The organism is Streptomyces sp. NPDC002889, from assembly GCF_042888425.1.
Classification (GTDB): Bacteria; Actinomycetota; Actinomycetes; order Streptomycetales; family Streptomycetaceae; genus Streptomyces.
Genome location: NZ_JBIAPT010000011.1, coordinates 192416 through 219141 on the forward strand (window position 1 = coordinate 192416; position 26726 = coordinate 219141).

At 71.1% G+C, this 26726-nt stretch carries 25 protein-coding genes and 1 pseudogene; 9 read left to right on the top strand and 17 right to left on the bottom strand.

Annotated elements, in window-relative coordinates:
• Positions 1 to 619 precede the first annotated feature (619 nt).
• The 7 genes from cobT to ACFYWI_RS18795 all read right to left on the bottom strand — a co-directional run bounded on the left by cobT (position 620) and on the right by ACFYWI_RS18795 (position 10241).
• Complete coding sequence (cobT, locus tag ACFYWI_RS18765; protein WP_389233104.1) at positions 620 to 4027, bottom strand: nicotinate-nucleotide--dimethylbenzimidazole phosphoribosyltransferase; 3408 nt, start codon at positions 4025 to 4027, stop codon at positions 620 to 622.
• Positions 4028 to 4337: 310 nt separating this feature from the next.
• Positions 4338 to 5591, bottom strand: coding sequence for a precorrin-6y C5,15-methyltransferase (decarboxylating) subunit CbiE (cbiE, locus tag ACFYWI_RS18770; protein WP_389233107.1), 1254 nt, complete (start codon positions 5589 to 5591; stop codon positions 4338 to 4340).
• Between the two features lie 116 nt (positions 5592 to 5707).
• Complete coding sequence (locus ACFYWI_RS18775; protein ID WP_389233110.1) at positions 5708 to 6409, bottom strand: GNAT family N-acetyltransferase; 702 nt, start codon at positions 6407 to 6409, stop codon at positions 5708 to 5710.
• 129 nt (positions 6410 to 6538) lie between these two features.
• On the bottom strand, positions 6539 to 7399 hold the full coding sequence (locus ACFYWI_RS18780; RefSeq protein WP_389233114.1) for a MetQ/NlpA family ABC transporter substrate-binding protein: 861 nt from the start codon (positions 7397 to 7399) through the stop codon (positions 6539 to 6541).
• Positions 7400 to 7473: 74 nt separating this feature from the next.
• Positions 7474 to 8145 (bottom strand): methionine ABC transporter permease, encoded by a 672-nt coding sequence (locus ACFYWI_RS18785; RefSeq protein WP_389233117.1) that lies wholly within the window; start codon positions 8143 to 8145, stop codon positions 7474 to 7476.
• Positions 8142 to 9260, bottom strand: coding sequence for a methionine ABC transporter ATP-binding protein (locus ACFYWI_RS18790; protein WP_389233120.1), 1119 nt, complete (start codon positions 9258 to 9260; stop codon positions 8142 to 8144). Before ACFYWI_RS18790 ends, ACFYWI_RS18785 begins: the two co-directional genes overlap by 4 nt.
• Positions 9261 to 9593: 333 nt before the next feature.
• Entirely contained in the window at positions 9594 to 10241 is a 648-nt protein-coding gene (locus ACFYWI_RS18795; protein ID WP_389233123.1) for an HAD-IA family hydrolase, read from the bottom strand.
• Between the two features lie 115 nt (positions 10242 to 10356).
• On the opposite strand from ACFYWI_RS18795, the gene ACFYWI_RS18800 reads away from it, so the two are divergent.
• Positions 10357 to 10716, top strand: coding sequence for a hypothetical protein (locus ACFYWI_RS18800; RefSeq protein ID WP_389233126.1), 360 nt, complete (start codon positions 10357 to 10359; stop codon positions 10714 to 10716).
• Between the two features lie 100 nt (positions 10717 to 10816).
• Positions 10817 to 11158: a hypothetical protein gene (locus ACFYWI_RS18805; protein ID WP_389233465.1), complete on the top strand. Its 342-nt coding sequence runs from the start codon at positions 10817 to 10819 to the stop codon at positions 11156 to 11158.
• A 12-nt stretch (positions 11159 to 11170) separates the two neighbouring features.
• Here the strand turns inward: ACFYWI_RS18805 and ACFYWI_RS18810 are convergent, their stop codons facing one another.
• From ACFYWI_RS18810 to ACFYWI_RS18820, 3 genes are all read right to left on the bottom strand, one after another.
• Entirely contained in the window at positions 11171 to 11674 is a 504-nt protein-coding gene (locus ACFYWI_RS18810) for a GNAT family N-acetyltransferase (RefSeq protein WP_389233129.1), read from the bottom strand.
• Positions 11675 to 11711: 37 nt separating this feature from the next.
• Positions 11712 to 12278: a sigma-70 family RNA polymerase sigma factor gene (locus tag ACFYWI_RS18815; RefSeq protein WP_389233132.1), complete on the bottom strand. Its 567-nt coding sequence runs from the start codon at positions 12276 to 12278 to the stop codon at positions 11712 to 11714.
• A 77-nt stretch (positions 12279 to 12355) separates the two neighbouring features.
• Positions 12356 to 13522 (bottom strand): glycerophosphodiester phosphodiesterase, encoded by a 1167-nt coding sequence (locus ACFYWI_RS18820; protein WP_389233135.1) that lies wholly within the window; start codon positions 13520 to 13522, stop codon positions 12356 to 12358.
• Between the two features lie 242 nt (positions 13523 to 13764).
• Here ACFYWI_RS18820 and ACFYWI_RS18825 point away from each other — a divergent pair, with 242 nt between their 5' ends.
• Complete coding sequence (locus tag ACFYWI_RS18825) at positions 13765 to 14454, top strand: lysophospholipid acyltransferase family protein (protein WP_389233138.1); 690 nt, start codon at positions 13765 to 13767, stop codon at positions 14452 to 14454.
• A gap of 85 nt (positions 14455 to 14539) precedes the next feature.
• On the opposite strand, the gene ACFYWI_RS18830 is transcribed toward ACFYWI_RS18825, so the two are convergent.
• From ACFYWI_RS18830 to ACFYWI_RS18845, 4 genes and pseudogenes are all read right to left on the bottom strand, one after another.
• The gene (locus ACFYWI_RS18830) at positions 14540 to 16084 is read right to left on the bottom strand and encodes an MFS transporter (RefSeq protein WP_389233141.1); all 1545 of its coding nucleotides are present in this window, start codon (positions 16082 to 16084) and stop codon (positions 14540 to 14542) included.
• The gene (locus ACFYWI_RS18835) at positions 16081 to 16632 is read right to left on the bottom strand and encodes a TetR/AcrR family transcriptional regulator (RefSeq protein WP_389233144.1); all 552 of its coding nucleotides are present in this window, start codon (positions 16630 to 16632) and stop codon (positions 16081 to 16083) included. Before ACFYWI_RS18835 ends, ACFYWI_RS18830 begins: the two co-directional genes overlap by 4 nt.
• Positions 16633 to 16670: 38 nt before the next feature.
• The gene (locus tag ACFYWI_RS18840) at positions 16671 to 16970 is read right to left on the bottom strand and encodes a CGNR zinc finger domain-containing protein (protein ID WP_389233468.1); all 300 of its coding nucleotides are present in this window, start codon (positions 16968 to 16970) and stop codon (positions 16671 to 16673) included.
• A 122-nt stretch (positions 16971 to 17092) separates the two neighbouring features.
• Positions 17093 to 17818, bottom strand: a pseudogene (locus tag ACFYWI_RS18845) (BTAD domain-containing putative transcriptional regulator); the annotation flags it as partial.
• 48 nt (positions 17819 to 17866) lie between these two features.
• Here ACFYWI_RS18845 and ACFYWI_RS18850 point away from each other — a divergent pair.
• A complete protein-coding gene (locus ACFYWI_RS18850; protein WP_389233147.1) occupies positions 17867 to 18379 on the top strand; it encodes a hypothetical protein in 513 nt (170 codons plus the stop codon).
• Positions 18380 to 18500: 121 nt separating this feature from the next.
• Here the strand turns inward: ACFYWI_RS18850 and argH are convergent, their stop codons facing one another.
• Together argH and ACFYWI_RS18860 are read right to left on the bottom strand one after the other, a co-directional pair.
• Positions 18501 to 19928, bottom strand: coding sequence for an argininosuccinate lyase (argH, locus tag ACFYWI_RS18855; protein ID WP_389233150.1), 1428 nt, complete (start codon positions 19926 to 19928; stop codon positions 18501 to 18503).
• Between the two features lie 102 nt (positions 19929 to 20030).
• Entirely contained in the window at positions 20031 to 21227 is a 1197-nt protein-coding gene (locus tag ACFYWI_RS18860) for an argininosuccinate synthase (protein ID WP_389233153.1), read from the bottom strand.
• Between the two features lie 161 nt (positions 21228 to 21388).
• On the opposite strand from ACFYWI_RS18860, the gene ACFYWI_RS18865 reads away from it, so the two are divergent.
• The 5 genes from ACFYWI_RS18865 (at position 21389) to ACFYWI_RS18885 (ending at position 25913) form a co-directional block, all read left to right on the top strand.
• Positions 21389 to 21970, top strand: a complete 582-nt coding sequence (locus tag ACFYWI_RS18865; RefSeq protein ID WP_389233156.1) for a pyridoxamine 5'-phosphate oxidase family protein — start codon at positions 21389 to 21391, stop codon at positions 21968 to 21970.
• Positions 21971 to 22063: 93 nt separating this feature from the next.
• Entirely contained in the window at positions 22064 to 22777 is a 714-nt protein-coding gene (locus tag ACFYWI_RS18870; protein WP_389233159.1) for a L,D-transpeptidase, read from the top strand.
• Between the two features lie 108 nt (positions 22778 to 22885).
• Complete coding sequence (locus ACFYWI_RS18875) at positions 22886 to 24253, top strand: ferric reductase-like transmembrane domain-containing protein (RefSeq protein WP_389233162.1); 1368 nt, start codon at positions 22886 to 22888, stop codon at positions 24251 to 24253.
• A gap of 38 nt (positions 24254 to 24291) precedes the next feature.
• A complete protein-coding gene (locus tag ACFYWI_RS18880) occupies positions 24292 to 25140 on the top strand; it encodes an FMN-binding protein (RefSeq protein WP_389233471.1) in 849 nt (282 codons plus the stop codon).
• Between the two features lie 38 nt (positions 25141 to 25178).
• Positions 25179 to 25913, top strand: a complete 735-nt coding sequence (locus ACFYWI_RS18885; RefSeq protein WP_389233474.1) for an FAD:protein FMN transferase — start codon at positions 25179 to 25181, stop codon at positions 25911 to 25913.
• Positions 25914 to 26183: 270 nt separating this feature from the next.
• Here the strand turns inward: ACFYWI_RS18885 and ACFYWI_RS18890 are convergent, their stop codons facing one another.
• On the bottom strand, positions 26184 to 26720 hold the full coding sequence (locus ACFYWI_RS18890) for an arginine repressor (RefSeq protein ID WP_389233165.1): 537 nt from the start codon (positions 26718 to 26720) through the stop codon (positions 26184 to 26186).
• Positions 26721 to 26726 lie beyond the last annotated feature (6 nt).

Consider the following 26726-nt stretch of genomic DNA (forward strand, 5'->3'; position numbering starts at 1 on the left):
CGGCGCTACGTGCGGATACGGAACCGCTGCGTCGGTGAAGCGGCTGGTGGGACGGGGGCTGTTGCCTGCGACCACCTTACGGGGCGGGGGGTGCGGGGGGTATCGGTGGCCGAGCTGCGAGACGCGAGGACGCTTCGGTGGCGTCGCACCGACGCGTGCGTCGGCGGCGGCCGTGCAGGGTCGGCGCTGGGGGGCGGGTTCCCGGGCCCCGCCCCGCCGCGCGGCCCATGGTCGGCCGACCGTGGAGGGAGGAGCCGACGGGCTCGGGCACCTGGCGCCCCCGGCCGCCTGCTCCGCGGATCGCGGAGCACGGAAGCTCGCCGTCCCGCAGCGCCTTGACGGCCCGGAAGCCCGCACGCGCTGGACGTGAACATCCGGCCGCGTACGCAGCTCGGCACCCTGCGCGTGGCGGCATGTGCCTGCGGAGCACGGAAGCTCGCCGGCCCGCAATGCGCCCCGACGCCCCGGAGGCGGTCGGGCCGCACATGCCCGGCGGAGGGGATCCGAGCGGGTACCGACCCCCGCGCCTCCGCGACGAGTGGCCCTGCGAGCGGACCCCCGGGCACCGCCGCGCCGGACCCGTACGCACCTCAGGTGCGTACGGGTGGGCAGGCTCCGGCTACTTCTCCGTCACGCCCGCCGAGTCGAACGTCGCCACCTCGTGCATCGCGCGGGCCGCGCTCTGGACCACCGGGAGCGCAAGCAGGGCTCCTGTGCCCTCGCCGAGGCGGAGGTCCAGGTCGACCAGGGGGCGCAGGCCCAGCTTGTTGAGGGCTGCGACATGCCCCGGCTCGGCGCTGCGATGGCCCGCGATGCAGGCCGCCAGTGCCTCGGGGGCGATCGCACGCGCGACCAGCGCCGCCGCGCCCGCGCTCACGCCGTCCAGCACCACCGGCGTACGCAGGGAGGCGCCGCCCAGGATGAAGCCGACCAGCGCCGCGTGCTCCAGGCCGCCCACCGCCGCGAGAACCCCGATCGGGTCCGCCGGGTCCGGGGTGTGCAACTCCAGTGCCCGGCGGACCACGTCCACCTTGCGCGCGTGCATCTCGTCGTTGATCCCCGTGCCGCGGCCGGTGATCTCGGCGGGGTCCGCGTCCGTGTACACCGAGATCAGCGCCGCGGACGTGGTCGTGTTGGCGATGCCCATCTCGCCGGTGAGCAGTGCTTTGTTGCCCGCCGCCACCAGATCGCGGGCCGTCTCGATGCCGACCTCGATCGCGGAGAGTGCCTCCTCGCGGGTCAGTGCGGGCCCGGTCGTGAAGTCGGAGGTACCCGGCCTGATCTTGCGCGGCAGCAGGCCCGGCGTGGCGGGCAGATCTCCGGCCACGCCCACGTCGATGACACAGACCTCGGCACCGACCTGATTGGCGAACGCGTTGCACACCGCCCCGCCGCCCAGGAAGTTGGCGACCATCTGGGCCGTCACCTCCTGCGGCCAGGCCGTGACGCCCTGGGCGTGCACACCGTGGTCGCCGGCGAAGATCGCCACGGCCGCGGGCTCCGGGATCGGCGGCGGACACATCCGGGACAGACCGGAGAGCTGCGCGGAGATGATCTCCAGCATGCCGAGCGCGCCGGCCGGCTTGGTCATCCGCTTCTGCCGCTCCCAGGCCTCGCCGAGCGCCTTGGCGTCCAGCGGACGGATGTTGGCGACGGTCTCCTGGAGCAGGTCGTGCGGCTCCTCACCGGGCAGCGCACGACGGCCGTACGTCTCCTCGTGGACGACCCAGGACAGCGGACGGCGCTTGGACCAGCCCGCCTGCATCAGCTCGGGCTCCTCGGGGAACTCGTCGACGTAGCCGACGCACAGGTACGCGACCACTTCGAGGTGCTCGGGCAGGCCGAGGGCGCGGACCATCTCGCGCTCGTCGAAGAAGCTGACCCAGCCGACGCCGAGGCCCTCGGCACGGGCGGCGAGCCAGAGGTTCTCCACGGCGAGCGCGGAGGAGTACGGCGCCATCTGCGGCTGGGTGTGGCGCCCGAGGGTGTGGCGGCCGCCGCGGGTCGGGTCGGCGGTGACGACGATGTTCACCGGGGTGTCGAGGATGGCCTCGATCTTCAGTTCCTTGAACTGCTTGGCCCGGCCCTTGGGCAGCGACTTGGCGTACGCCTCGCGCTGGCGCTGGGCGAGTTCGTGCATCGTGCGGCGCGTCTCCGCGGAGCGGATGACCACGAAGTCCCATGGCTGGGAGTGGCCGACGCTCGGCGCCGTGTGCGCGGCCTCGAGAACGCGCAGCAGCACCTCGTGCGGGATGGGGTCGGAACGGAAGCCGTTGCGGATGTCCCGGCGCTCGCGCATCACACGCAGCACGGCCTCGCGCTCGGCATCGTCGTAGCCGGGCGCGGGACCCGTCGCCCCCGCGACGTCCTCCACACCTTCGATGCCCTCGGTGCCGTCGACCGCCTCGGCGGCGGGAGCCGATTCGGGGGCGGGCAGGGCATCGGGAGCGGTGGCCGACCCGGGGGCGGGTACGGACGCGGCCACCGGTACGGTCCGAGGCTCGCCTTCCGACTCGGGGGCGGCTGGGGGAACGGGCTCGGTCGTGGGCTCGGCCTCGGCCACGAACTCGGCCGGGGGCACGGGTGCCGCTTCGTACTGGGTCAGAGGCTCCGGCTCCGTGACGGCGACCGGTGCGGGCTCGGTCACGAGCTGCTGTACGGCAGGCTCGCTGTCGGCGGCCACCTGCTCGGGGACCGCTTCCTCGGCTACCACCGGCTCGGCGGCAACAGCCTGCTCCACGACCAGCGGCTCTTCGACGACAGCCTGCTCCACGACCACCGGATCTTCGACGACAGCCTGGTCCACGACCACCGGCTCGGCGGCAACAGCCTCGTCGGCGAGTGGCGCTACGGCGGAATGCTCCGAGCCGCCGACCCGCGGACCCGGAACGGTCGCCTCGGCCACCGCCTGCTCCGGGGCGGGCGCCGGCTCGGGCGCTGCCTCGACCACAGGCTCGGGCTGCGGGACGACCGTTTCCGCGTACACCGGCGGCTGCGGGTCCCACGGGATCCCGGCCTGCGGCGGAATCTCACCCAGTTGTGGCCCGGGCAGCATCGCCGCCGCATCGTCACGGGGCGCGTCGAGGTACTCCAGCCCCGACACGGGCGGTGCAGGGGTGCTCCGCACGGCCATGGCATGCGGTGGTGTGTCGGCGGGGCCGCGATCGGCGAGGGAGCGGACCACGCCGCCGGAGTTGTCGGGCACCGGCGGGCCCATGTGCAGCGGGCGGCGGGAGGGCGGCGGGGTCGGCATGGCGGAGGTCGCCGCCGCCGGCTCACGTACGCCTCCGAGGTCCACCGCGCCCGAGTCGCGACCGCCCGCCTCATGAGCACCGGCCTCGTGGGCCGACGCCGGGGGCTCGGCCACAACGGGAGCTGCCGCCTGCGGGGCTCCCTGCTCCACGACGACCGCCTCGGCCGGTGCGACGCCCGGGACGACAGACATGGTGCCCTGTGCCTGGACGAGCGGCTCCTCCCCGTACGCGGCCGCCTCGGGCACGCCCGCGGCCTGCTGGGCCTCGACCGGAGCCATCGGCGCCACGGCCACGAACTCGGGGGCGAAGGGCATCGCGGCGCCCTCCGGTGCCTCCGGAGCGAGGGGCTCCTGCGCGACGGGTTCCGCCATCTGCGGGGCCACCGGCTCGGGTGCGGGTGCGCCGAGGTGGTCCATCGTCGGCTGGTCGGCTCCTTGCGGGCCCTGCATCTGATACTCCGGCTGGTACGCGACGTGCTGGTACTCACTGGTCAGGGCATCGCCCATGGGAACCGCCGCGTACTGCTCGGCGATGGGCGCGCCCGGTACCCCCGGCAGCTGACCCGCGAGCATCGGCGCCACGGGCGCCCCTGCCTGCGGCGGATCGCTCCAGGCGCCCTGTGCGCTCGGCATCAGCAGCAGGTCGTCCTCTTCCGGGGTGTGCTCGGAGGGGTCGCGGTAGGTGTACGTGCCGGGAGCGGGGATGCCCGGCTGCTCCACCATGCCTGCGTTCTCCGGCAGCCCCTCGCCCGGGATCTGGCCGGTGTCAGTCATGCGCGTACCCCTCGCCCATCGGTTGCTCCTTCGCCCATCGCCCGGGGCGCCCGATCGCGTCGCACCTGACGCCCGTCAACAAGAACGAGCGTGTGCGCCGCGCGGCACGATTGACCCACGGACCCCAGGCAATTGTCGCCGTCGTTCGCCGCCACGACAGTGAGATCCGCCGCGGACCGCTGTGGGCTGCGCCACGTCGCGCGACCCCCCGGTTCCGACGTACCACATCCCGGGACCAAAGCGACCCCTTTTTCCGGACATTGACGAACGAACCGACGAATGCCCAGGTGCGGTACGACGATCGGCCAGCCTACCTCGGGCCGTCCGCCGGCACCGGGCGGGGGCGTGGCTCGGGCTGTCGGCCGCAGAGCAGGAAGACGACCGAGCGCTCCCGTTCCGACCAGGCGACGGTGTCCAGTTCGACCGATTGGAGGAGGGCGCACTCGACCGCGTACCCGCCGGCCGCCAGGGCCGCGCCGATCGCCTCCGCCTCGTCACGGGTCGAGGCATGCGTGACGATGCGCTCCGGCCGCCGGTCCGTGACGGCGGTGACCACATCCGCTCCCCCGCCCCCGATCCGTACGACATCGGGCTCGGGCAGCCGTTCCAGCACATGGGGGGCGCGCCCGTGCACCACCTGGAGCTGGACGCCGAGGCGCCGGGCGGCGGCCTCGGTCCGGGTGCAGGCGGCCGGGTCGGAGTCCACGGCGATGACGGCGGCGCCGAACCTGGCGGCCTCGGCGGCGAGCGCTCCGCCGCCGCAGCCGATGTCCCACAGCAGGTCGCCGACGCGGGGCCCGAGCCGGGCCAGTTGGACCGCGCGCAGCCCGGCCCACTCGCCTTCCCCGGCCGGGGGAGCCTCCTCGTCGGCAGGGGGGAGCGCCCAGCCGCGCGGGGCCGGCGGGAAGCCGGGCTCGCGGGCCGCGATCCAGCCTCCGGCTCCGGTCCCCGCGGCGCTGCCGGTGCCGCCTATGACGATGACGACGTTGGGGTCGCGCCACACATGGTCGGCGACCTTGTCGGAAGTGAGGACGGTGACCTGTTCCCGGTCGGTGCCCAGTTCCTCGCAGATGACGAAGGTGCGGTGGACGCCGTCGAGCAGCAGCGCGAGCTCGGCGGGGCCCGCGCCCGGCGAGGTGAGGACGGCGACCTTGGTGTGCGCGCGGCACACATTGACCGCCCGGCGCAGTGTGCGGCCGTGGGCGACGACGATCTGGGCGTCGTCCCAGGGCATGCCCGCCCTGGCGAAGGCGGCGGCCACGGAGGACACGGCGGGCACGACCTCGACCTCGAGGCCGTGCCGGGGCGCGCGCAGGGTGCGGACGACGCCGAAGAAGCCCGGGTCGCCGTCGGCGAGGACGACGGCACTGCCGCGGTGTCCGGCGATCCGGCGGGCGGCGAGGTCGACGCTGCCGAGCCGGATACGTTCGGCGCTCGGTGGCACTTCGGGCAGCGCCAGATGATGGGCTGCGCCGGCCACCAGGGTGGCGGCCGTCAGCGCGGACCTGGCCGCTTGGGTGAGCGGCGAACCGTCCCAGCCGATCACCGTGACCCGGTCGGCCATTGTCGTCAGTCTCCTGGTGTTGTCGCAGGTCGGGGCTGTCCCGCACGCGTGGGCATGGCGAGCGTACCTGGAGTCGGCGTGGGCGGGTCGCGGCCGGTGGCCCGCCGGGGCCGGTATCAGTTCCAGTCGGTGAAGGAGGCGTAGCCGGCGTCGGCCAGCTGGTCCACGACGCCGTCGAGGTCCTCGGGGAGCAGGCTCCAGACGATCAGGTCGGTGCGGGCCTCGCTCCAGTGGCCGTCGGGGTCGTCATCGGGCCGGGTGCGCACGATCCAGGAGTTGCGCAGGACGCCCTCGCTTATGCAGCCGAGTTTCTGGGCGACCTGCTGGGAGGCGGTGTTGTCGGCGGCGGTGCGCAGTTCGATGCGCTCGAAGCCCTGGGTGCGAAAGAGCCAGCGGGCGACCGCGAGCACGGATTCGGTGGCGTAGCCCTCCCCGCGCGCCCACGGGGCGGTGACATAGGAGACCTCGGTGGCGAGGGTGCGCCAGTCGGTGTTCTGCAGATGGACGGTGCCGACGAGCCGCTGGGTGAGGAACTCGGTGACGGCGAGGACGATGCCGCGGCCTTCCGCGCGCTCTGCAGGAGCGATCCTGCGCACCCAGTCCTCGGAGTCCCGCGTCGTGTACGGGTGGGGTACGGACGTCCAGGCGGTGACCAGCTCGTCGTTCATCATCTCGGTGTGTGCCGCGATGTCGGCGTCCTCGTAGGGGCGCAGCACCAACCGCTCCGTGCTGATGGACACGTCCGGGAAGGTGGTAGTCATGCGCAGCTCCATGCCGAAGACCGTGTGAGGAGGGTCGTAGCCGTAAAGGCACAGCATGCAACACCACGCGGGGACGGTGCATGGCCGGGTGCCGCTACGACGAGGCCCCGCGCACCTTGGTCGGTGCACGGGGCCTGCGTCAAGTGCCGTGGCAGCGCTGTTGATTGGGGAGGGGCAGGGGGAACCCTACTGCGCGGGTCCGAAGGCCGGGACCACGGATCCGTTGTAGGTGTCCTCGATGTACTTCTTCACCTCGGGGGAGTTGAGGAGCTTCGCGAGCTTCTGCACGCGCGCGTCCTTCTCGTTGCCCTCCTTGACGGCGAGGAAGTTGGCGTACGGGTTGCCCTCTGCCTTCTCCAGCACCAGGGAGTCGGTGGCGGGCTCGAGCTCGGCCTCGATGGCGTAGTTGCCGTTGATGACCGCGGCGTCGACGTCGTTCAGGGCGCGGGGCAGCGTGGCGGCCTCCAGCTCCTTGAACTTCAGGCCCTTGGCGTCCTTGATGTCGGACAGCTTCGCATCGGTGCCGGCGCCGTCCTTGAGGGTGATCAGGCCGTTGTCGGCCAGCAGCGCCAGGGCGCGGCCCTCGTTGGTGGTGTCGTTGGGCACGGCGATGGTCTGGCCGGCCTTGACGGCCGCCAGGTCCTTGGCCTTCTTGGAGTAGAGGCCGAGCGGCTCGAGGTGGACATTGACGACCGGGACGATGGTGGTCTTGTTCTTCTTGTTGAAGTCGTCGAGGTAGGGCTTGTGCTGGAAGAAGTTGGCGTCGGCCTGGCCCTGCTGGGTGGCGGTGTTCGGCAGGACGTAGTCCGTGAACTCCCTCACCTCGAGGTTCAGTCCGGCCTTCTTCGCGAGGTTGTCCTTGACGAAGTTCAGGATGTCGGCGTGCGGCGTCGGGGAGGCCGCGACGACGAGCGCCTTGGACTCGTCGGCCTTGGCACCGGACTCGGACGTGGCGGCCGGGTCGGACGCGGTGCCGCAGGCGCTGAGGCCGAGGGCGAGAGCGGCGGTGGCGGTGGCAGCCGCGGTGAGCTTGATGTTCTTACGCACGAAAAGTGCCTCTTTCTGATGGGTGGAACGACGCCCGGACAAGGAGTGCGGGCTGTGTGGGATGTGGTCCGGGGTCAGCTCGCGGTGCGGCCGCGGCGGGCCAGCAGCCGTACGACGCCGTCGCCGATCAGCTGCACCACCGTGACGATGGCGATCAGGATGACGACCGTGATGAGCATGAACTGGGTCTCGAAGCGCTGGAATCCGTAGGTGACGGCCTTGGATCCGAGGCCTTCGCCGCCGACCGCGCCGGCCATCGCCGAGTAGCCGACGAGGACTATCACGGTGGTGGTGACGGCGGAGACGAGCGAGGGCAGGGCCTGCGGGAGCAGTACCTTGCGGACGATCGTGGGGATCGAGCCGCCCATGGACTGCACGGCCTCGACCAGCCCGTGGTCGACCTCGCGGATGGCCGTCTCGACGAGCCGGGCGAAGAACGGGATGGCACCCACGGCCAGCGGCACGATCATCGCGGTGGGGCCGATGAAGGTGCCGACTACCAGCGTGGTGAAGGGGATCAGCGCGATCAGCAGGATGATGAACGGCAGCGAGCGGCCGATGTTCACGATGACGCCGACGACCTTGTTCACCGGGGTGTTCTGCAGCAGTCCGCCCTTGTCGGTGAGGACGAGCAGCACGCCGAGCGGCAGTCCGCCGGCGACGGTGACGAGGGTGGACCACAGCACCATGTAGAGGGTGTCGATGGTTCCCTGGCCGAGCAGGGGCTGCATCTCCGACCAGGTCACTTGACGGCCTCCTTCACCAGCGGGGTGCTCTGTGCCGGAACGGCGACCGGTGCGTCCTCCTCGACGACATCGACCTGGAGGCCCTGCTCGCGCAGGAAGCCGACCGGGACGACGTTCTCCTCGTAGCGGCCGGGCAGTTCGATGCGCATCCGGCCGATCTGCTTGCCACCGACGGTGTCCATGGCGGCGCCGAGGATCGAGATGTCGACGTTGTACGTGCGGGAGAGCTGGGAGATCACCGGCTGGGTGGCGGCCTCGCCGTGGAAGGTGACGTCGATGACCGTGCGGTCGGGGCCGGAGGGCTCACCGCCCACCGGGAAGAGCTCGTGGGCAAGTTCGGAGCCGGGGGTCGCGAGCAGTTCGCCGACCGTGCCCGTTTCGACGATCCGGCCCTTCTTCATCAGCGCGGCGGAGTCGCAGATCGTCTTGACGACCTCCATCTCGTGCGTGATGAGCAGCACGGTGAGTCCCAGCTGCCGGTTGAGGTCGCGCAGCAGCTGCAGGATCGAGCGAGTGGTCTCGGGGTCCAGGGCGCTGGTCGCCTCGTCGGACAGCAGCACCTTGGGATCGCCGGCCAGTGCCCTGGCGATGCCGACGCGCTGCTTCTGACCGCCGGAGAGCTGGGCGGGATAGGCCTTGGCCTTGTCGGCGAGGCCTACCAGGTCGAGCAGTTCCAGGGCCTTGCGTGAGCGCTCGGCGCCCGAGATGCCCAGGATCTCCAGGGGCAGCTCGATGTTGTCCTTCACGGTGCGCGAGGACAGCAGGTTGAAGTGCTGGAAGACCATCCCGATGCGGCTGCGCGCCTCGCGCAGTTCCTTGGAGGCGCGGCTGCCGCGTCCGGCGAGCGCGGTGAGGTCCTGGCCGGCAACGGTCACGGTGCCGGAGGTGGGGCGCTCGAGGAGGTTGACGCAGCGGATGAGCGAGGACTTTCCGGCCCCGCTCTGGCCGATGACTCCGAAGACCTCGCCCTCACGGACGTGCAGGTCGACGCCGTCCAGGGCGGTGACCTCGCGGCCTCGGGAATGGTGAGCCCGATAGATTTTCGTAAGGCCCGTAGTGGTGATCACAGGGGTTTCCGTCACTGTCGAGTGCACGGCGAGGTGTCCGCCGGGCACGGGGCAATTCACTGTTCGGACAGTCCGGCGCAGTACGGCGGTTCGGCTGGTGGCCGGGAGCGACGTGCGCGCGGGGCAGGGCTCGGTCCGATGCGTCACGCGGACGACCGGACAGGGCGCGGCTGTGGGCCTCGCTTCGGGGCGCGAGGCTCAGGCAGGGGCCCTCAGAAGGCGCACATTCGACACATACAACGAGCACCGGGCGTCGTGATCGCCTCGGTCGCAAGGGTGCGGCTGCTCGTCCTGGTCATGTCGGCAAGTAAAGCAGACTGCATGGTGAACCTATCGGGAGTGTCCGTATAGCGGACATCCTGTACACAGTATGTGGACAGGTCACTCCGCCGTGGTGATCTCCACGCCGTGGGCCGTGGCCAGTGCGGACACGGCGGACAGGTCGGTGACCACCACGTCGGCGATCAACTCGGAGCGGCGGTGCATTGTGGTCAAGGCCACGGTCTTCATGCCGGCCGCGCGCCCCGCGGCGAGGCCTGCCGGAGCGTCCTCGAAGACGACACAACGGGCAGGGTCCGCTCCCAGTCGCTCGGCCGCGAGGAGATACGGCTCGGGGTCGGGCTTGCCGCGGGTGATGTCATCGGCGGCGATCATCGTCTTGGGCCGTATGCCCACCTCTTCGAGGCGGGCTTCGGCCAGCCGGCGGGTCGCGGAGGTGACCACGGCCCAGCGCTCGGCCGGCAGCTGCGCAAGCAGCGCGGCGGTGCCGGGCAGCAGCAGCACACCCTGGGGCACGTCCTCGACCTCGAGTTGCTCGATGCGGGCCAGTGCCTCGGGCACGACGTCGGCGGGCAGCAGATCGGCGGCTATCTCCACGGCCGGACGGCCGTGCAGTTCGATACGGGCGAAGTCCTCCGCCGTGATCGCGTACTCGTGCGCCCACCGCGTCCAGCAGCGGTTCACCGACTCCAGCGAGGAGACGAGGGTTCCGTCGTTGTCGAACAGCAGGGCTTCGGCGTGGAGCTTCATGGTGCTCGACCCTAAACCCACCGGGAGCGGTCCCCTGCCGCCGCCCTGCACTCGCCGTCGCGCACTGCCGGGGCCGGACGCATCGGGCCCTTTGGACCGTAATAGTCTCTCAGCCATGCTCGACGCCCTGACGGTCGCGGTCGCCGTGGCCGCGATCGCCCTCGCCGCGTGGTGCGGTTTCGCCGCATACCGCGATCAGCCCACCAAGGACCGGCACTTCATCGGCATGGCCGTGGTGACGGTGCTCGCGTTCGCGCAGCTGGTGGTAGGCATCGTGCAGCTGGCGCGGGGCGAGAAGGCGCACGACGGCACCGCGATCTTCGTGTCCTATCTGATCGGCGCGTTCGCGGCCGTGCCGGCGGCCGGTTTTCTCTCGCTGGCCGAGCGCACCCGCTGGGGATCGGCGACCGTGGCGGCCGGCGCGGTGGTGCTGGCGGTCCTCGAAGTACGGCTCCACGACATCTGGGGAGGCTGACGTGGCCGAGCCCGTCACCGACGGCACGCAGCGGAACACGCGGCAGCGCACCCGGCTGGTCAACGGCCCGGGGCTGTTGCTGGTGTGGCTGTACGGGGTGATGTCGGTCGGCGCCGTGTCGCGCTCGGTCTACGAGATCCTCACCGACTTCGACACGGCGCCGCTGGCCCACGTCCTGTCCGCGGTCGCGGCCGTGGTGTACGCGTTCATCACGTACACCCTGGTGCGCGGCGGGGAGACGGCCCGCAGGGCGGCGCTGGCGTGCTGCGCCGCCGAGCTCGCGGGCGTACTGATCGTCGGAACCTGGACGGTGCTCGAGCCCTCTGCGTTCCCCGACTCGACCGTCTGGTCGGCGTACGGGAAGGGCTACGTCTTCATCCCGGTGCTGCTGCCGGTCACCGGCATGCTGTGGCTGCGCCGCTCACGCAGCCTGCGGGCATAGCGGTCGCAGGGGTCAGGCGCTGGCCGCGTAGTCGCCGGCCTCCGCGTCCTTCTCCAGGGTGACCAGCGTGAGCCGCGGCCCGACCTGTTCCCTGGAGACCGGAAGATAGCCGCGGCTTCGGTACAGCCGCAGATTGCTCTCACTGCGGTGTCCGGTGAAGAGCTGGAACCGCTTGACCGCACTGTCCCCGGCGAAGCGTGCCTCGATCGCGTCGAGCAACCGGCCGCCCAGGCCGTGGCGCTGCATCCGCGGATGGACGATGAGCTTGGCGATGCGGACCGTGCCGGCCTCGTCGACCCTGGCGCGCACGGAGGCGACCACCTCGTCCCCGAGCCTGGCGACCAGGGCGTGGCCCTGGGAGATCTCGGCCGCGAGGTCGGCGAGCGACTGGGTGAGGGGCTCGATCCCGTGGTCCCCGTACAGCTCGGCCTCGGTCTGATAGCACAGATACTGCAGCTTGAGGATGTGCTCCGCATCGTGCTCAGCTGCCGCTGAGATGATCACGCTCATGCCCATGTGCGCATGCCTCCCGCTCGCCTGTCCCGCCGGTTGTCTACCGCTCCTTTCCCATATGTTCAGGAGCTGCAACCTCTGCCGCGAGCATTCTGCGCAAACATCCCAGGCAACGGGAACGCGTGGGCCCCAGACTTCCCTGTGAGATTCCCAACGTCCCTGCGATTTCTCGGTAGGTGGGGTCGTGCGGCGACAGCATCGCAGTCAGCAGCCGAGGGCAGTTCCCGGGAGTGCGGGCCACCGCGGCACGCAGTGCGCGCCGCCGCTCCGAGCCCAGCGCGGCCCGCTCGGGTGTGCCGGCCCCGTCCGCGAACGGGTCGGCGGACGGATCGGTGACATAGGGGAGTTCGCGCGCGGCCGTGCGGCGGGCCCGGCGCGCCTCCGCCCGCACCGCGGTCCTGACCCAGCGTGCGGCGTCCGGCGGCGGCCCGTCTCCGTCGAGTCGCTCCAGCAGCCGTACCCACACGGCCTGTTCGAGGTCGTCCGGTTCCACTGCGGTACCCGGCGCCTCGGCCGTCGCCTCGGCACTCACCAGCGGTCCGAGAGCGCTGACGACATGGGCGGAGGTGACCACGACCGGGGCGGGGTTGTCCTGAAGAACCGTCATGCCCCACGGGACGTGCCGCCGCCCCGGCTCGGTTGCCGGACGACGGCACGATCACCCGTAGGAGCGGTGGAACGCGGTCAGCGCCGGAAGTCGGCGGCCGCCAGCAGTCCGGTGTCCGTGTTGTCCGTGAAGATCCCGTCGATGCCCGTCTCGAAGTAGACCTTGAAGGCGCCGAACACGTCGCCGTACGCGTTCGGGTCGGTGCCGCGCCGGAAGTCGGCGGGCAGGAAGCTGTTCTCGTTGCGCACCGTGTACGGGTGCAGGATCAGGCCCTTGGCGTGGGCGTCCCGTACCAGCGTGGTCGGCGTGGTCAGCCTGCCGCTCGCGTCCTTGGGGATGACCAGGTCCAGCAGCGGGCCGATGCCCTGCGCGAAGGAGGCGATCCACCGCAGCCCCTCGGGCTTGACCAGATCGGCGACCGTGCGCGGGTCGCCCGTCGTCCGGAAGTCCCAGGGCCGGTCGTCAGGCGTCCACAGCAGGACCACCCGCGGAGTGTCCACCAGCTCGGCCATGCGCTTCATGCTGGTCGGCTCGAAGGACTGCAGGAACGTCGGGGAGTTCGCGCCGTGCCGGCCGTAGCGGCGCAGCAGTTTCGCCAGCCGCTCCTCCAGGCCCAGGCCGATGCCCCGGAAGTAGGTGGGGTGCTTGGTCTCGACATGGAGCCAGACGGGGGTTCCGCGCCGGCGCCCCTCCTTCTCGGCCCAGCGCAGCACCTCCTCGAAGGAGGGGACGCTCCAGCGGCCGTCGTAGAGGGTGTTCTCCTGACGGGTCGCGGGGATGCGCTCCTTGGCGCGCAGCGTCTTCAGCTCGGCGAGAGTGAAGTCCTCGGTGAACCAGCCGGTGATGCTGACACCGTCGATGGACTTGGTCGCCTTGCGGGAGGCGAACTCAGGATGGTCGGCAACGTCGGTTGTACCGGTAATGTCGTTCTCATGACGGCATACGAGATGTCCGTCCTTGGTGGGCACCAGGTCCTGCTCGATGACATGGGCGCCCATGTCGAGGGCGAGCTGGTACGCGCCGATGGTGTGCTCGGGGCGGTAGCCGCTGGCGCCGCGGTGGGCGATGACCGTCGGCACGGGCAGATCCCTGTACGACGGGCGGTGGCTGCCGTGCCGCTCACCGGACGGCTCTGCCGCCTGTGCCGTGCCGGCCGCGGCTCCGAGCCCGAGGGCGGCCGTGCTCAGAACCGCGGCTCCCAGCACGCTGCGGCGCCCCGGACTGCTGCTCGCACCCTGTGTCATCGACATTCCTCCTGTGATGTCCCGCACCTGTCAAGCGATGCCCGATGCTAGGCAACTACGCCTTACGTGCGGCAGACCCTGGGCCAACACCGTGAAAACACGCGTCAACACTGCGTATCTCCCGTGTGAACCCGATGTGCGATCGGGGGTGACCCGCGAGTATCGTCCTCACCTGCACAGACTTCACCGGCCACACAGGCTCCACCGGCCCTTGTCGTCGCCAGGCCAGAACCGACCGTCCCATGACACCGGAGGACCCGTTGTCCCGCTTGTCGCTCATCAAGGCAGTGCTCGGGCCGATCCTGCGCCTGATGTTCCGCCCACGCGTGGAAGGCGCCGAGAACATCCCGGGGACCGGGCCGGTCATCCTCGCCGGGAACCACCTCACCTTCATCGACTCGATGATCCTTCCGCTGGTGTGCGACCGTCCCGTGTATTTCATCGGCAAGGACGAGTACGTCACCGGCAAGGGCGTCAAGGGCCGGCTGATGGCCTGGTTCTTCACGGGCTGCGGCATGATCCCCGTCGACCGGGACGGGGCCAACGGCGGCGTGGCCGCGCTGATGACCGGCCGCCGGGTGCTGGAGGAGGGCAAGATCTTCGGCATCTACCCGGAGGGCACCCGCTCCCCCGACGGGCGGCTCTACCGCGGCCGTACGGGTATCGCGCGGCTGACCCTGATGACCGGTGCGCCCGTCGTCCCCTTCGCCGTGATCGGCACCGACAAGCTCCAGCCGGGCGGCGCAGGTCTGCCCCGTCCCGGCCGGGTGACGATCCGCTTCGGCGCGGCGATGGAGTTCTCCCGGTACGACGGGATGGACCGCGACCGCTATGTGCTGCGGGCGGTCACGGACTCGGTGATGACCGAGGTGATGGAGCTGTCCGGCCAGGAGTACGTGGACATGTATGCGACGAAGGCCAAGGCTGCCTGAGCGACGGATCATGACGGGAACGTGGCCCCCGGACGCTTGAAGCCAAGGCTTGAAGCGTCCGGGGGCCACTCGTCGCCCGGGCGGATCAGTGCTCGATGCCGTCGGCCAGTTTCTGGCCACGCAGCAGGAACCAGGCGGCTACGGCGGTGGCGAGCAGCACCACGGCCCCCGCACCCGCCGCGAACCGCAGCCCGTCGACGAACGCCTCCTGTGCCGCGCCGACCAGGGCCGCGCCCTGCTGCTGGGGCAGTGACGCGGCGGCCTCGAAGGCTCCGCCCAGCGACTCATGGGCGGCTGACGCCGTCCCGGTCGGTACTCCTGCCGGGGTGACGAAGTCGCGGTACACACCGGTCACGAGCGAACCCAGCAGCGCGATGCCGAGGGCGGCGCCGAGTTCGTACGCGGTCTCGGACACCGCGGAGGCCGCGCCCGCCTGTTCCTTGGGGACGCTGGACAGGATGACGTCCGCGGTGACGGTGAACGAGAACCCGGCGCCGGCGCCGACGATCAGGAGAGCCGCGCCGAGCAGCGGATAGCCGGTGGACCGGCCGAGCAGGGTCAGCACGGCGAGCGCGATGCCCACCGCGGCGAGGCCGCCGGCCACCACGGACCGTACGGAGAACCGCCGGGCGACCGTGCCCGCGACCAGACCGGTGGCCACCGCACCGATGGCGGCGGGCAGTTCCGCGAGGCCGGCCTCCAGCGGCTGCCTGCCCTGTACCAGTTGCAGGAACTGGGACAGGAAGAACACCAGGCCGGACAGTCCGAGGATGGTCAGCAGATCGGCGAGGACCGCGCCGGAGAAGCCCCGGTGCCGGAACAGCCGCATGTCGAGCAGCGGCGCCGGCAGCGTGAGCTGCCTGCGGACGAATCCGTACAGCGCGGCGATACCGATCAGGGCTGCGGCACCGGCCTCCCAGCCGGGACCGTGGCTCGCCGCCTCCTTGATCGCGTAGACGATTCCGACCATGCCGATGAGGGAGAGCGCGACACTGGTCAGGTCCCAGGGGCCGGCGACGGGGTTCTTGGACTCGGGCAGCAGCTTGACGCCGACGAGCACCAGGACCGCCATCACGGGCAGGTTGATCAGGAAGACCGAACCCCACCAGAAGTGCTCCAGCAGGAAGCCTCCGACGACGGGACCGACGGCCGCGCCCGCGGACGCCATCGCGCCCCAGATACCGATGGCGAGGCTGCGCTCCTTCGGGTCGTGGAAGATGTTGCGGATCAGCGCCAGCGTGGACGGCATCAGGGTCGCGCCCGCGACACCGAGCAGGGCCCGGGCGAGGATCATCATCTCGGAGCTGGTCGCGTAGGCGTTGAGCACGGAGACCGCGCCGAAGGCGACGGCACCGGTCAGGAGCAGCTTCTTGCGGCCGATCCGGTCACCGAGGCTGCCCATGGAAACCAGCAGGCCCGCGATGACGAACGAGTAGACGTCACCGATCCACAGCAACTGGGTTCCGGTCGGCTCCAGGTCCTCGCTGAGGAACGGGGTCGCCAGGCCGAGCACGGTGGCGTCGACGGCCACCAGCAGAACGGCGAGCACCAGGACCGCGAGCGCCAGCCAGCGCCCGGGGCGGTACACGGTGTTGTCCACCCCGCTCGCGCGCTGGACGGTACTGGTCATTTCTCCACACTCCGTCGTGCTCCGCCGAGCAGCAGCTCGGCGATCATGTACTGGAAGTCCTTCTTGGCGACCCGGCCGTCCATGACGGCCCAGGCGCAGCTGCCGATGAGCCCGTAGAGGGCCTCGGTGAGCCAGGCGGGCGTGAGATCGATACGGAACTCGCCCTGCTCCTGGCCGCGTCGGAAGAGCGCCGAGACACGGGCGTCGAGCCTGGCCCATCCCTCGTTGACCTGGTCGCCCTCGAAGAGCTGGTTCTCGGTGACGAGGAAGGCCAGCAGGTCGGCGGCGGGCTGCATCTCGGCGACCAGCCGCCGCAGTCCCTCGCTCGCACTGCCCGTCTCGGGGGCGGCCCGGTCGAGGGCGGCCTCGAACTCCCGGATGCCGAGCTGCTCCAGCGCCTTGACCAGCGCGTCCCGTCCGGCGAAGTGCCGGTGCAGGGTGGCGCGGCCGATGCCCGCGGCCCGGGCGACCTCGTCCATGGTGGCGGTCGACTTGCGGGACAGCAGGGCGGCGGCGGTGTGCAGCACGTGTTCGCGATCCAGAGCCATGAGACAACCATACCCCAGGTGAGACGTCGATGTCTCATTCAGCGCACGGGTGTCCCATTGCCGCAGGTGGAGAGACTGCACCATCGGCGGCGCCCGCTCTCATCGGGGAACAGCCACCCGCACCCCGGGCCGGGACAGGCACGGATCGTGAAGCGCCTCGGATCGGCCAGCAGATCCGCGGTGCTGCGGGCGACCGCCCACACGGGCAGCCGCAGACCGGCGGAGGGGGCCGTCCGCCAGCGGCCGAGGCCGTCGTCCCCCCGGGTGCCCCGCCCCAGCCGGCGTACGTGTTGCAGAACTCCAGAGCGGGGTGCCCGCTCGTGCTCCACGGCAGCCACTCGTCGCCGACCCGTACCGCGTGGACGGGGACGGGCGGCCGGTCCAACCGGGGATCGGCGCGCAGGATGCGGTCGTGCAGGGTCGCCAGTTCCGTGCCGGGCTCGATGCCCAGTTCACTCACCAGCGCCTGGCGCGTTCGGCGGTACAGCCGCAGGGCGTCGACCTGGCGGCCGCTGCGGTACAGCGCCGTCATCTGGCCCGCGACGAGCCGTTCGCGCTCGGGATGCAGCGGAGCCAGCGGGGTCAGATCCGCCACGACCCGGTCGTGCAGCCCCAGGACGAGCTGGGTGTCGGCGCGCTGCTCGACCGCGGACAGCCGCAGGTCCTCCAGCCGGCCGCCGAGCCAGTCGCGCACGGCGTCGTCGGCCACATCGGCGAGCAGCGGCCCGCGCCACAGGCCGAGCGCCTGGTCGTACAGGCGCAAGCGGTACGCGGCGTTGGCGGCAGCGGCAGCCTGCTGGAGGAGGCGGCCGAATTCCTGGGCATCGATCTCATGGGTGCCGGGCTCGACACAGTAGCCGTCGTGCCGGGTTTCGAGGTGGAGTCCGTACGGGGAGAGGCCGGCGCGCAGGCGGCCGATGTACGTGTGGACCGTTCCCCGGGCGGAGGCCGGCGCATCCCCGTGCCACAGCAGATCGATGAGGCGCGCGGTGGTCACCACACGGCCGGCGTGCAGCAGAAGGATCGACAGCAGACAGCGCTCCTGGCGGCGGCTGCCCACCAGGACCCGCTGTCCTTCGTGGCGGGCCTCGAAAGGTCCGAGCAGCTGGAACTCCATGGCTGCGGCGAGCCTAACGGCCCGGGGCGGCCTGCTCCCAGCCGTGGTGAGTCTGTGGTCAGCGGCCATGGACAGGCTTGGCGCCGACAGAATCAGCCCTCTTGACAGGGAGTCATCGTGCGACGATCCGTTATTGCTCTGACGGCACTTGCCGCTGCGGCCCTCGGTGCGGCGCCGGCCTCGGCGTCCCCCGGCTCCGGCGCGGTCTGGGAACCCGCACCGTCCACACCGTGGGACCTCGCGGCGGGCGTGCGGTGCGATTTCCCCGTGCACGGTGAGCCGATCGTGGACGAGGTCGTGCAGCAGGTGCTGGCCACCCATCCGGACGGTTCGGCGAAGCTGGTCGCGTACAAGGGTGATCTGGTGTTCCGGGTCACGAACACCGACACCGGTGACTTCTACGACGCGGATGCGAGCGGTACGGCGGTGGTCGACTACGGCACCGACGGCTCCCAGTTCTGGTCCGTGCTCGGTCCCGTGCTGGTGGGCGTCGGCGAGGGACGCGGCAATCTGCCGCGCAGCCTGTACATCATCGACGGCGTGTACACGATGGACATCAGCCCGACCGGGTACAAGACCGTGACCATGGCGCACGGTTCGCGCACCGACATCTGCGAGCAGATCGACTGAGGCGGCTCGGTCCGCGTCCGCTCGCCCAGGGGCTCGGCGCGGTCGTCGCCCGCGCAGAGCGACGACACCACGGCGCTGCGCCCCGGCCCCGGCCATCCGGTCCCGGGGCGCGGCGGCCCGGTCAGTTCTTCGCGGTGGCCCAGGCGTGCTGGACGGCCAGGTCGGCCTTGACCTCGGCAAGCTGGACGGCGACGGCGGACGGGGCCGTGCCGCCGCGGCCGTTGCGGGAGGCCAGCGCGCCGGGGACGTTCAGGACCGTGCGGACGTCGGGTGTGAGGTGCTCGGAGATCTTCGCGAACTGCTCGTCGGTGAGCTGGTCCAGCTCGATGCCGTGCTGCTCGCACTCCTTGACGCACTCGCCCGCGACCTCGTGCGCGACCCGGAACGGCACACCCTGCTTGACCAGCCACTCGGCGATGTCGGTGGCGAGCGAGAAGCCGGCCGGGGCGAGCTCCTCCATCCGCTCCCGGTTGACCGTGAGGGTCGCCATCATCCCGGTGAACGCCGGGAGCAGCACCTCCAGTTGGTCGCAGGAGTCGAAGACCGGCTCCTTGTCCTCCTGCAGATCACGGTTGTACGCCAGGGGCAGGGCCTTGAGCGTGGCGAGGAGCCCGGTCAGGTTGCCGATCAGTCGGCCGGACTTGCCGCGCGCGAGCTCCGCGATGTCCGGGTTCTTCTTCTGCGGCATGATCGACGAACCGGTGGAGAAGGCATCGTGGAGGGTGACGAAGGAGAACTCCTTCGTGTTCCAGATGATGACCTCTTCGGCGATCCGGGAGAGGTTCACGCCGATCATCGCGGTGATGAAGGCGAACTCGGCGACGAAGTCACGCGAGGCCGTGCCGTCGATGGAGTTGCCCACGGAGCCGTGCTCGAAGCCGAGGTCCTCGGCCACCGCCTCCGGGTCGAGCCCGAGGGAGGAACCGGCCAGCGCACCGGAGCCGTACGGGGAGACCGCCGTGCGCTCGTCCCACTGGCGCAGACGCTCGGCGTCCCGGGACAGCGCCTGGACATGCGCCAGGACATGGTGGGCGAACAGGACCGGCTGCGCGTGCTGAAGGTGCGTACGGCCCGGCATGGCGACATCCGGGTGCGCTTCGGCGAGCGAGACGAGGGCGTCCTGGAGCTCTGCGATCAGCCGGCCGATGATCCGGGCGTGGTCACGCAGATACATCCGGAAGAGAGTGGCGACCTGGTCGTTGCGGGACCGCCCGGCGCGCAGCTTGCCGCCGAGGTCGGGGCCGAGCCGCTCCAGCAGGCCGCGCTCGAGGGCGGTGTGGACGTCCTCGTCGGCGACGGTGCCGACGAAGGAGCCGTCGGCGACGTCCGCCTCGAGCCGGTCGAGGCCGGCCAGCATCCGCGTGAGCTCGTCCTCGGTGAGCAGGCCCGCCTTGTGCAGCACACGGGCGTGGGCGCGGGAGCCGGCGATGTCGTACGGCGCGAGGCGCCAGTCGAAGTGCACGGATGCCGACAGCTTCGCCAGCGCCTCGGCCGGTCCGTCGGCGAAACGGCCGCCCCAGAGCCGGACGTCACCGTTGTTGCTGCTCACAGCTCTTGCTCCTCATGAGGGTGGATGTGCCACCGCCTCCCCGTCGCGGAGCTACGGGGAGGCAGCTGTCGTGCGTGTGCTATCAGACGGGATCACGTCGGGCTACGGCCGCAGATCACGCCGTGCGGCGATCTTCGACGACAGGCCGAAGATCTCGATGAAGCCCTGTGCCTTCGACTGGTCGAACGTGTCGCCGGAGTCGTACGTCGCCAGGTTGAAGTCGTACAGCGACTCGTCGGACTTCCGGCCGGTGACGACGGCGCGGCCGCCGTGGAGGGTCATCCGGATGTCGCCGGTGACGTGCTGGTTGGCCTCGTTGATGAAGCCGTCCAGGGCGCGCTTGAGCGGGGAGAACCACAGGCCGTCGTAGACCATCTCGCCCCAGCGCTGCTCGACCTGCCGCTTGTAGCGGCCGAGCTCGCGCTCGACGGTGACGTTCTCCAGCTCCTGGTGGGCGGTGATCAGCGCGATGGCGCCCGGGGCCTCGTACACCTCGCGGGACTTGATTCCCACCAGCCGGTCCTCGACCATGTCGATCCGGCCGATGCCCTGGGCGCCGGCCCGCTCGTTGAGCTGCTGGATGGCCTGCAGAACGGTGACGGGCTTGCCGTCGATGGCGACCGGGACGCCTTCCTTGAAGGAGATGACAACCTCGTCGGCCTCGCGCGGGGCGGCCGGGTTCGAGGTGTACTCGTAGATGTCCTCGATCGGCGCGTTCCAGATGTCCTCCAGGAAGCCGGTCTCGACGGCACGCCCGAAGACGTTCTGGTCGATGGAGTACGGCGACTTCTTGGTGGTGGCGATCGGGAGCTGCTTCTCCTCGCAGAACGCGATCGCCTTGTCCCGGGTCATCGCGTAGTCACGGACCGGAGCGATGCACTTCAGCTCGGGCGCGAGGGCGACGATGCCCGCCTCGAACCGCACCTGGTCGTTGCCCTTGCCGGTACAGCCGTGGGCGACCGTGGTGGCGCCGTGCTTCTTGGCGGCGGCGACGAGGTGCTTGACGATCGTCGGCCGCGAGAGGGCGGAGACCAGCGGGTAGCGGTCCATGTACAGGGCGTTGGCCTTGATCGCGGGGAGGCAGTACTCCTCGGCGAACTCGTCCTTCGCGTCGGCGACCTCGGCCTCGACCGCACCGCAGGCGAGAGCGCGCTTGCGGATGACGTCCAGGTCCTCGCCGCCCTGGCCGACGTCCACGGCAACGGCGATGACCTCGGCGCCCGTCTCCTCGGCGATCCAGCCGATGGCGACGGAGGTGTCCAGACCGCCCGAGTAGGCGAGTACGACGCGCTCGGTCACGGGTTTCTCCTTACGGTGCATTCGGTGATGGGTATAACTATGCAGAGCTCCGTATGTTTTGTCAACGCGGCTTCCCCGCTGCCGGCAGGGCGCTGTCCCGTGCCGCACCAGCTCGTGGAATCGATCCTCCGAACCCGGATACGCGGCAGATAATCCGGTGCATGGGACAACGCTACGAACGGATAGAAGGCTCCATCCGCCGCTTCATCGAGCAGCAGCCCGTCTTCTTCACCGCGACCGCCCCGCTCGGCGGCGACGGTCACATCAACCTCTCCCCCAAGGGCCGTAACGGCACCCTCGTCGTCATCGACGAGCTCACCCTCGCCTATCTCGACTTCGGCGGCAGCGGCGCCGAGACGATCGCGCACCTACGGGAGAACGGCCGGATCACGCTGATGTGGTGCGCGTTCAGCGGGCCGCCGAAGGTACTGCGGGTACATGGGGAGGGCCAGGCGCTCTTCCGCGACGACCCTCGCTGGGCCGAGTACATCGGGCGCTTCCGGGAGGTCGACGGCCCCGGCGCCCGCGCGATCATCGTCGTCCGTGCCCGCCGGATCAGCGACGCCTGCGGCTTCGCCGTGCCCTTCATGGACTACCAGCAGGAGCGCACGCAGCACGCCGAGCACCTCGGCCGTAAGACGGACGAGGAATTCGCGAAGTACTGCGAGAAGAAAGATCACGTCGGGGTGAGCCTCGACGGCCTTCCGGCGCTGCCGCTTCCCCTGCCCGCGCGCACCGACTGAAGCGCCCGGCCCACACTCCCCGCCGTCCCGGACTGCCCCGAGCGGCGCAGTCCGAACGGCGGGCGGACCGGGGCGCGCATACGGTCAGGAACCATGCGCCCCCGTCACGCACTCGGCACCGCACTGCTGCTGCTCGCCGCCGGCACACTCGCTCCCGCCCCCGGGTCCGGGCGGGACGTCCCACTGCCCGCGCTCATGGCGGACACCGGGGGCGGAAGCCAGCTGATCACCGCGCAGGCCGAGCACCCGGGCTCGACGACCGGGAAGGTGACCTGGTGGGACCGCCGTCCCGACGGCCGGTGGGAGGCGGCCGGATCAGCGGATGCCCGCTTCGGCGCGAACGGCCTGGTCGAGGGAGACAGCCGTAAGCAGGGCACCTCCACCACACCGACCGGGCTGTACGACCTGCCGTACGCCTTCGGCGTCCTGTCCGCACCCGTGTCGACGGACTACGCCTACCGGCGGGTGGACGAGCGGTCCTGGTGGTGCCAGGACAACGGCTCCCGGGCGTACAACCGCTGGGTGGACGGCCTGCCCGAGGACTGCCGGGCCGGCGAGTCGGAGCATCTGATCTCGTACCGCACCCAGTACGCCCACGCCCTCGTCATCGGATTCAACTACGAGCGTCCGGTGCGCGGCCGGGGCGCGGGGATCTTCCTCCATGTCAACGGTCGTGGTGCGACGTCCGGTTGTGTGTCCGTACCGGCCGCCGCCATGCGTTCCCTCCTGGCGTGGGCCGACCGGCGACGCGATCCGCACATCGCGATCGGAACGGCATCCGGCCGCACGGCCGTCAGCCGCTACTGACACACAGGCAACTCACAGCTGTCACAAGGCTCCCGCCGATTGAACTTCTGCGTCCTCGGGTCCGTATCCACTGACGCGACGAGCAGCAGCCGAGGAGCAGCAGTGGCGATGATTCAGAGCGGTCGGGCCGCCAGGCGCCAGACCATGCGCGCGATCCGGCCCCGGCGTTCCCCGGCGGCCATGTTGCTGGCGATCGCCTGGGCGGGCGCGATGGCCGTGCTGTGGCTGTGGTGGCAGAACACGAGCGCAGTGCAGATGAACACCGCCGAGTGGCTGATCGGTGCGGGCCGGATCACCGGCCTGCTCGGCGGGTACATGATCGCGCTCGTGGTGCTGCAGATGGCGCGTGTCCCGGCGCTGGAGCGCGGGGTGGGTTCCGACCGGGCGACCCGCTGGCACGCGATGAGTGGCCGGTACGCGATCAGTCTCGTCGTCGCCCATGTCGTCCTGACCATCTGGGGGTACGCCGTCCAGGCCGATACCGGCCTGGTGGAGCAGAGCGTCACCGTCGTCGTCGACTTCCCCGAAATGATCAAGGCCACGATCGGCACAGCGCTCCTGCTCGTCGTCGGCTTCGTCTCGGCCGGTGCGGTACGCCGCCGCATGCACTACGAGACCTGGTACTACCTGCACCTCCTCACCTATGTCGCGGTGTACCTGACCTTCTGGCACCAGCTGGCAACCGGCTCCGAGTTCGTCGCGAACCCCACTGCCCGCACCGTCTGGTACGTGCTGTACGGCACGGTGGGCGCGCTGCTCTTCTGGTACCGGATCCTGGCGCCCGTACGGCTCAACCTCTGGCACCGGATGCGGGTGGAATCCGTCGTGGACGAGGCTCCCGGCGTGGTCTCCGTACTGATCACCGGGCGACGGCTGCACCGGCTCGGCGCGGAGGCGGGTCACTTCTTCCGCTGGCGCTTCCTCACCAAGGGCCTGCGCTGGAGCGCCAATCCGTACTCCCTCTCCGCCCCGCCCCGCCCGGATCTGATGCGCATCACCGTCAAGGCCGCCGGCAATCACAGCACGGCACTGTCCCGCCTGGAGCCCGGGACACGGGTCTGGGCGGAGGGACCCTACGGAGCCATGACCGCCGGCCGGCGGAGCCGGAACAAGGTGCTGCTGATCGCCGGCGGGGCCGGCATCACGCCGCTGCGGGCCCTCTTCGAGACCCTGCCGGGCGGCCCCGGGGATCTCACCCTGCTCTACCGGGCCGGCAGGACCGAGGACCTGGCGCTGTGGAGTGAGCTGCGGGAGATCGCGCAGATGCGCGACGCGAAGCTGATGTACGCCGTGAACGGGCCGGACGGATCCCGGCCCGAGATCACAACCGAACGCCTCAAGGAGGTGCTGCCGGACATCGATCAGCACGATGTCTACCTCTGCGGGCCGCCCGGTCTCGCCGAGGAGTCGTACCACGCACTGCGCGAGGCGGGAGTGCCGTCCCGCCGTATCCACCATGAGTCGTTCGAGATGTGAGGCCGCCCGTGAAGAGGAAACATCCGCTGCGCCGGATCATGCTCGGCGTCGCCGGCACCGCGTCGGCCGTCGTACTGCTCCTCGCTCTGAAGCAGCCGGCCACCTCGGTGGCCGGGGCGTCGTCGCAGGCCGGCGGCTCGGTGCCGCCCGCCGCCGCGGGATCCGCCGGGAGCGGAAGCGGAGCCGCCGGGGGGCAGACGGTTCTCGGGGACGAGGCCGAGACCCAGTACGGGCCGGTGCAGGTCCAGCTCACCCTCAGCGGCGGCAGGATCACCGCGGCCAAGGCGGTGAAGGCACCCGATACGGACGCCAACAGCCGGAAGATCGCCGCCAATGCCGTGCCCGAACTCAACCAGGCCGCGGTCACCGCCCAGAGCGCCGGGATCGACGCCGTCTCCGGCGCCACCTACACGAGCCAGGGCTACATCGAGTCCCTGCAGAGCGCGATCGACAAGGCCGGGGCCGCGGGGGCCGGGGCCGGGGAGGCCGCCGCACCGGGCTCCGGGTCCGGGTCGGGGAGCGGCACCGGGACCGCCGGCTCCGGGGCCGATCCCGGCACCGTGGGCTCGGGGGCCGAGTCGGGCTCCGGTTCGGGCTCGGGCTCCGAGGCGCCGAAGACGTTCGTCGGGGACGCGGCGAGCACCCAGTACGGCGATGTCCAGGTACGGATCACCGTCAGCGGCGGCAGGATCACCGCGGCCGACGCGGTGAAGGCGCCCGGCTCCGACGCCAACAGCCGGAAGATCGCCGCCAATGCCGTGCCCAAACTCAACCAGGCCGCGGTCACCGCCCAGAGCGCCGGGATCGACGCCGTCTCCGGTGCCAGCTACACCAGCGAGGGCTACATCGAGTCCCTGCAGAGCGCGATCGACAAGGCGGGCCTGTGACGGCGGACCCGGCGCGACTGCGTCACGTCGAGCACTCCATGGGAACGGTGTTCTCGTTCGATGTCCGGGTGGCCGCCGACGGCGACACCGAGCGGGTGCGCGCCGGACTCGTCGCCGCCGTCGCCGGGCTGCACCGTGCGGACGAGATCTTCTCGACCTACCGCCAGGACAGCCAGATCAGCCGCCTCGCCAGGGGCGAACTCACCCTGCGGGACTGCGACTTCGAGGTACCCGAGGTCCTTGGCCAGTGCGAGGACGAGGAGCGCCTGAGCGACGGCTGGTTCAGCGCCCGCTACGGCGGCGTGCTCGACCCGACCGGCCTGGTCAAGGGCTGGGCGGTGGAACGCGCGGTGCGCATGCTCGCCTCGTCCGGTGCGGCCGCGGTCTGTCTGAACGGCGGCGGCGACATCCAACTGTACGGCGGCCCCTGGCGGGTCGGCATCTCCGACCCGCTGCACCCGGGCGGGCTGGCCACGGTGGTCGAGACCGAAACCGGCCTCGCCGTCGCCACATCGGGCCCGGCCGAGCGCGGCTGCCACATCATCGACCCGCACACCGGCTGCCCGCCTGCCGACGGTCTCGCGTCGATGACCGTCGTGACCCGGGGCCTGACCCAGGCGGACGCCCGGGCGACGGCGGCGTACGCCATGGGCGGGCGGGCCCGCGCCTGGCTGGAGGCGCTCCCCCACACGGAGGGCTTCGCCGTCACCGCGGACGGCCGCACCTGGCAGACGAGCGGATTCGCCCGCCACACGGCGAAACTGACTGCCTGACGCCCGCCGGGTCCGCGACGTCAGCGGCACCCGGCCCGTAAAGGCTCGCATCGTCGGCGGCACCCGGGACCACGGCAGCTCACGACGCAGGGGCGCCCGGCTCGCGACCGCTCGCTACGCGGGCAGCACCCGGGACCGCGGCCGGCCACGACACAGCGACACTCGGCCCGCAGCGTCAACAACGCCCGGCCACGATCGCGACGTCAACGGCGCCGCGACCGCGACCGCTCGCGACGTCGGCGGCACCCGGCCCGCCGACGCCCCGCGACGTCAGCGGTCGTTCTGTGCCAGGCGCAGGAGATGGTCCGCGAGCGCCTGCCCGCCCTGTGGGTCGCGGCTGATGAGCATCAGGGTGTCGTCGCCGGCGATCGTGCCGAGGATGTCGTGCAGTTCGGCCTGGTCGATGGCCGAGGCCAGGAACTGTGCCGCGCCCGGCGGCGTACGCAGCACCACGAGATTGGCCGAGGCCTCCGCCGAGATCAGCAGTTCGCCGGAGAGGCGCCGCATGCGCTCCTCCTTCGCCGACTCGCCGAGCGGGGCCTGCGGAGTGCGGAATCCGCCCTCGCTGGGCACCGCGTAGATCAGCTCGCCGCCGGTGTTGCGGATCTTCACCGCGCCCAGCTCGTCGAGGTCGCGGGAGAGGGTCGCCTGGGTCACGCTCAGGCCGTTGTCCGCGAGGAGCTTGGCCAGCTGGCTCTGGGAGCGCACCGGCTGCCGGTTGAGGATGTCCACGATCCGGCGGTGGCGGGCCGTGCGGGTCTGCGGTACGGCGGGACCGCCGTGCTCGGTGTCCTGGCCCTCGGTCATCGTCGT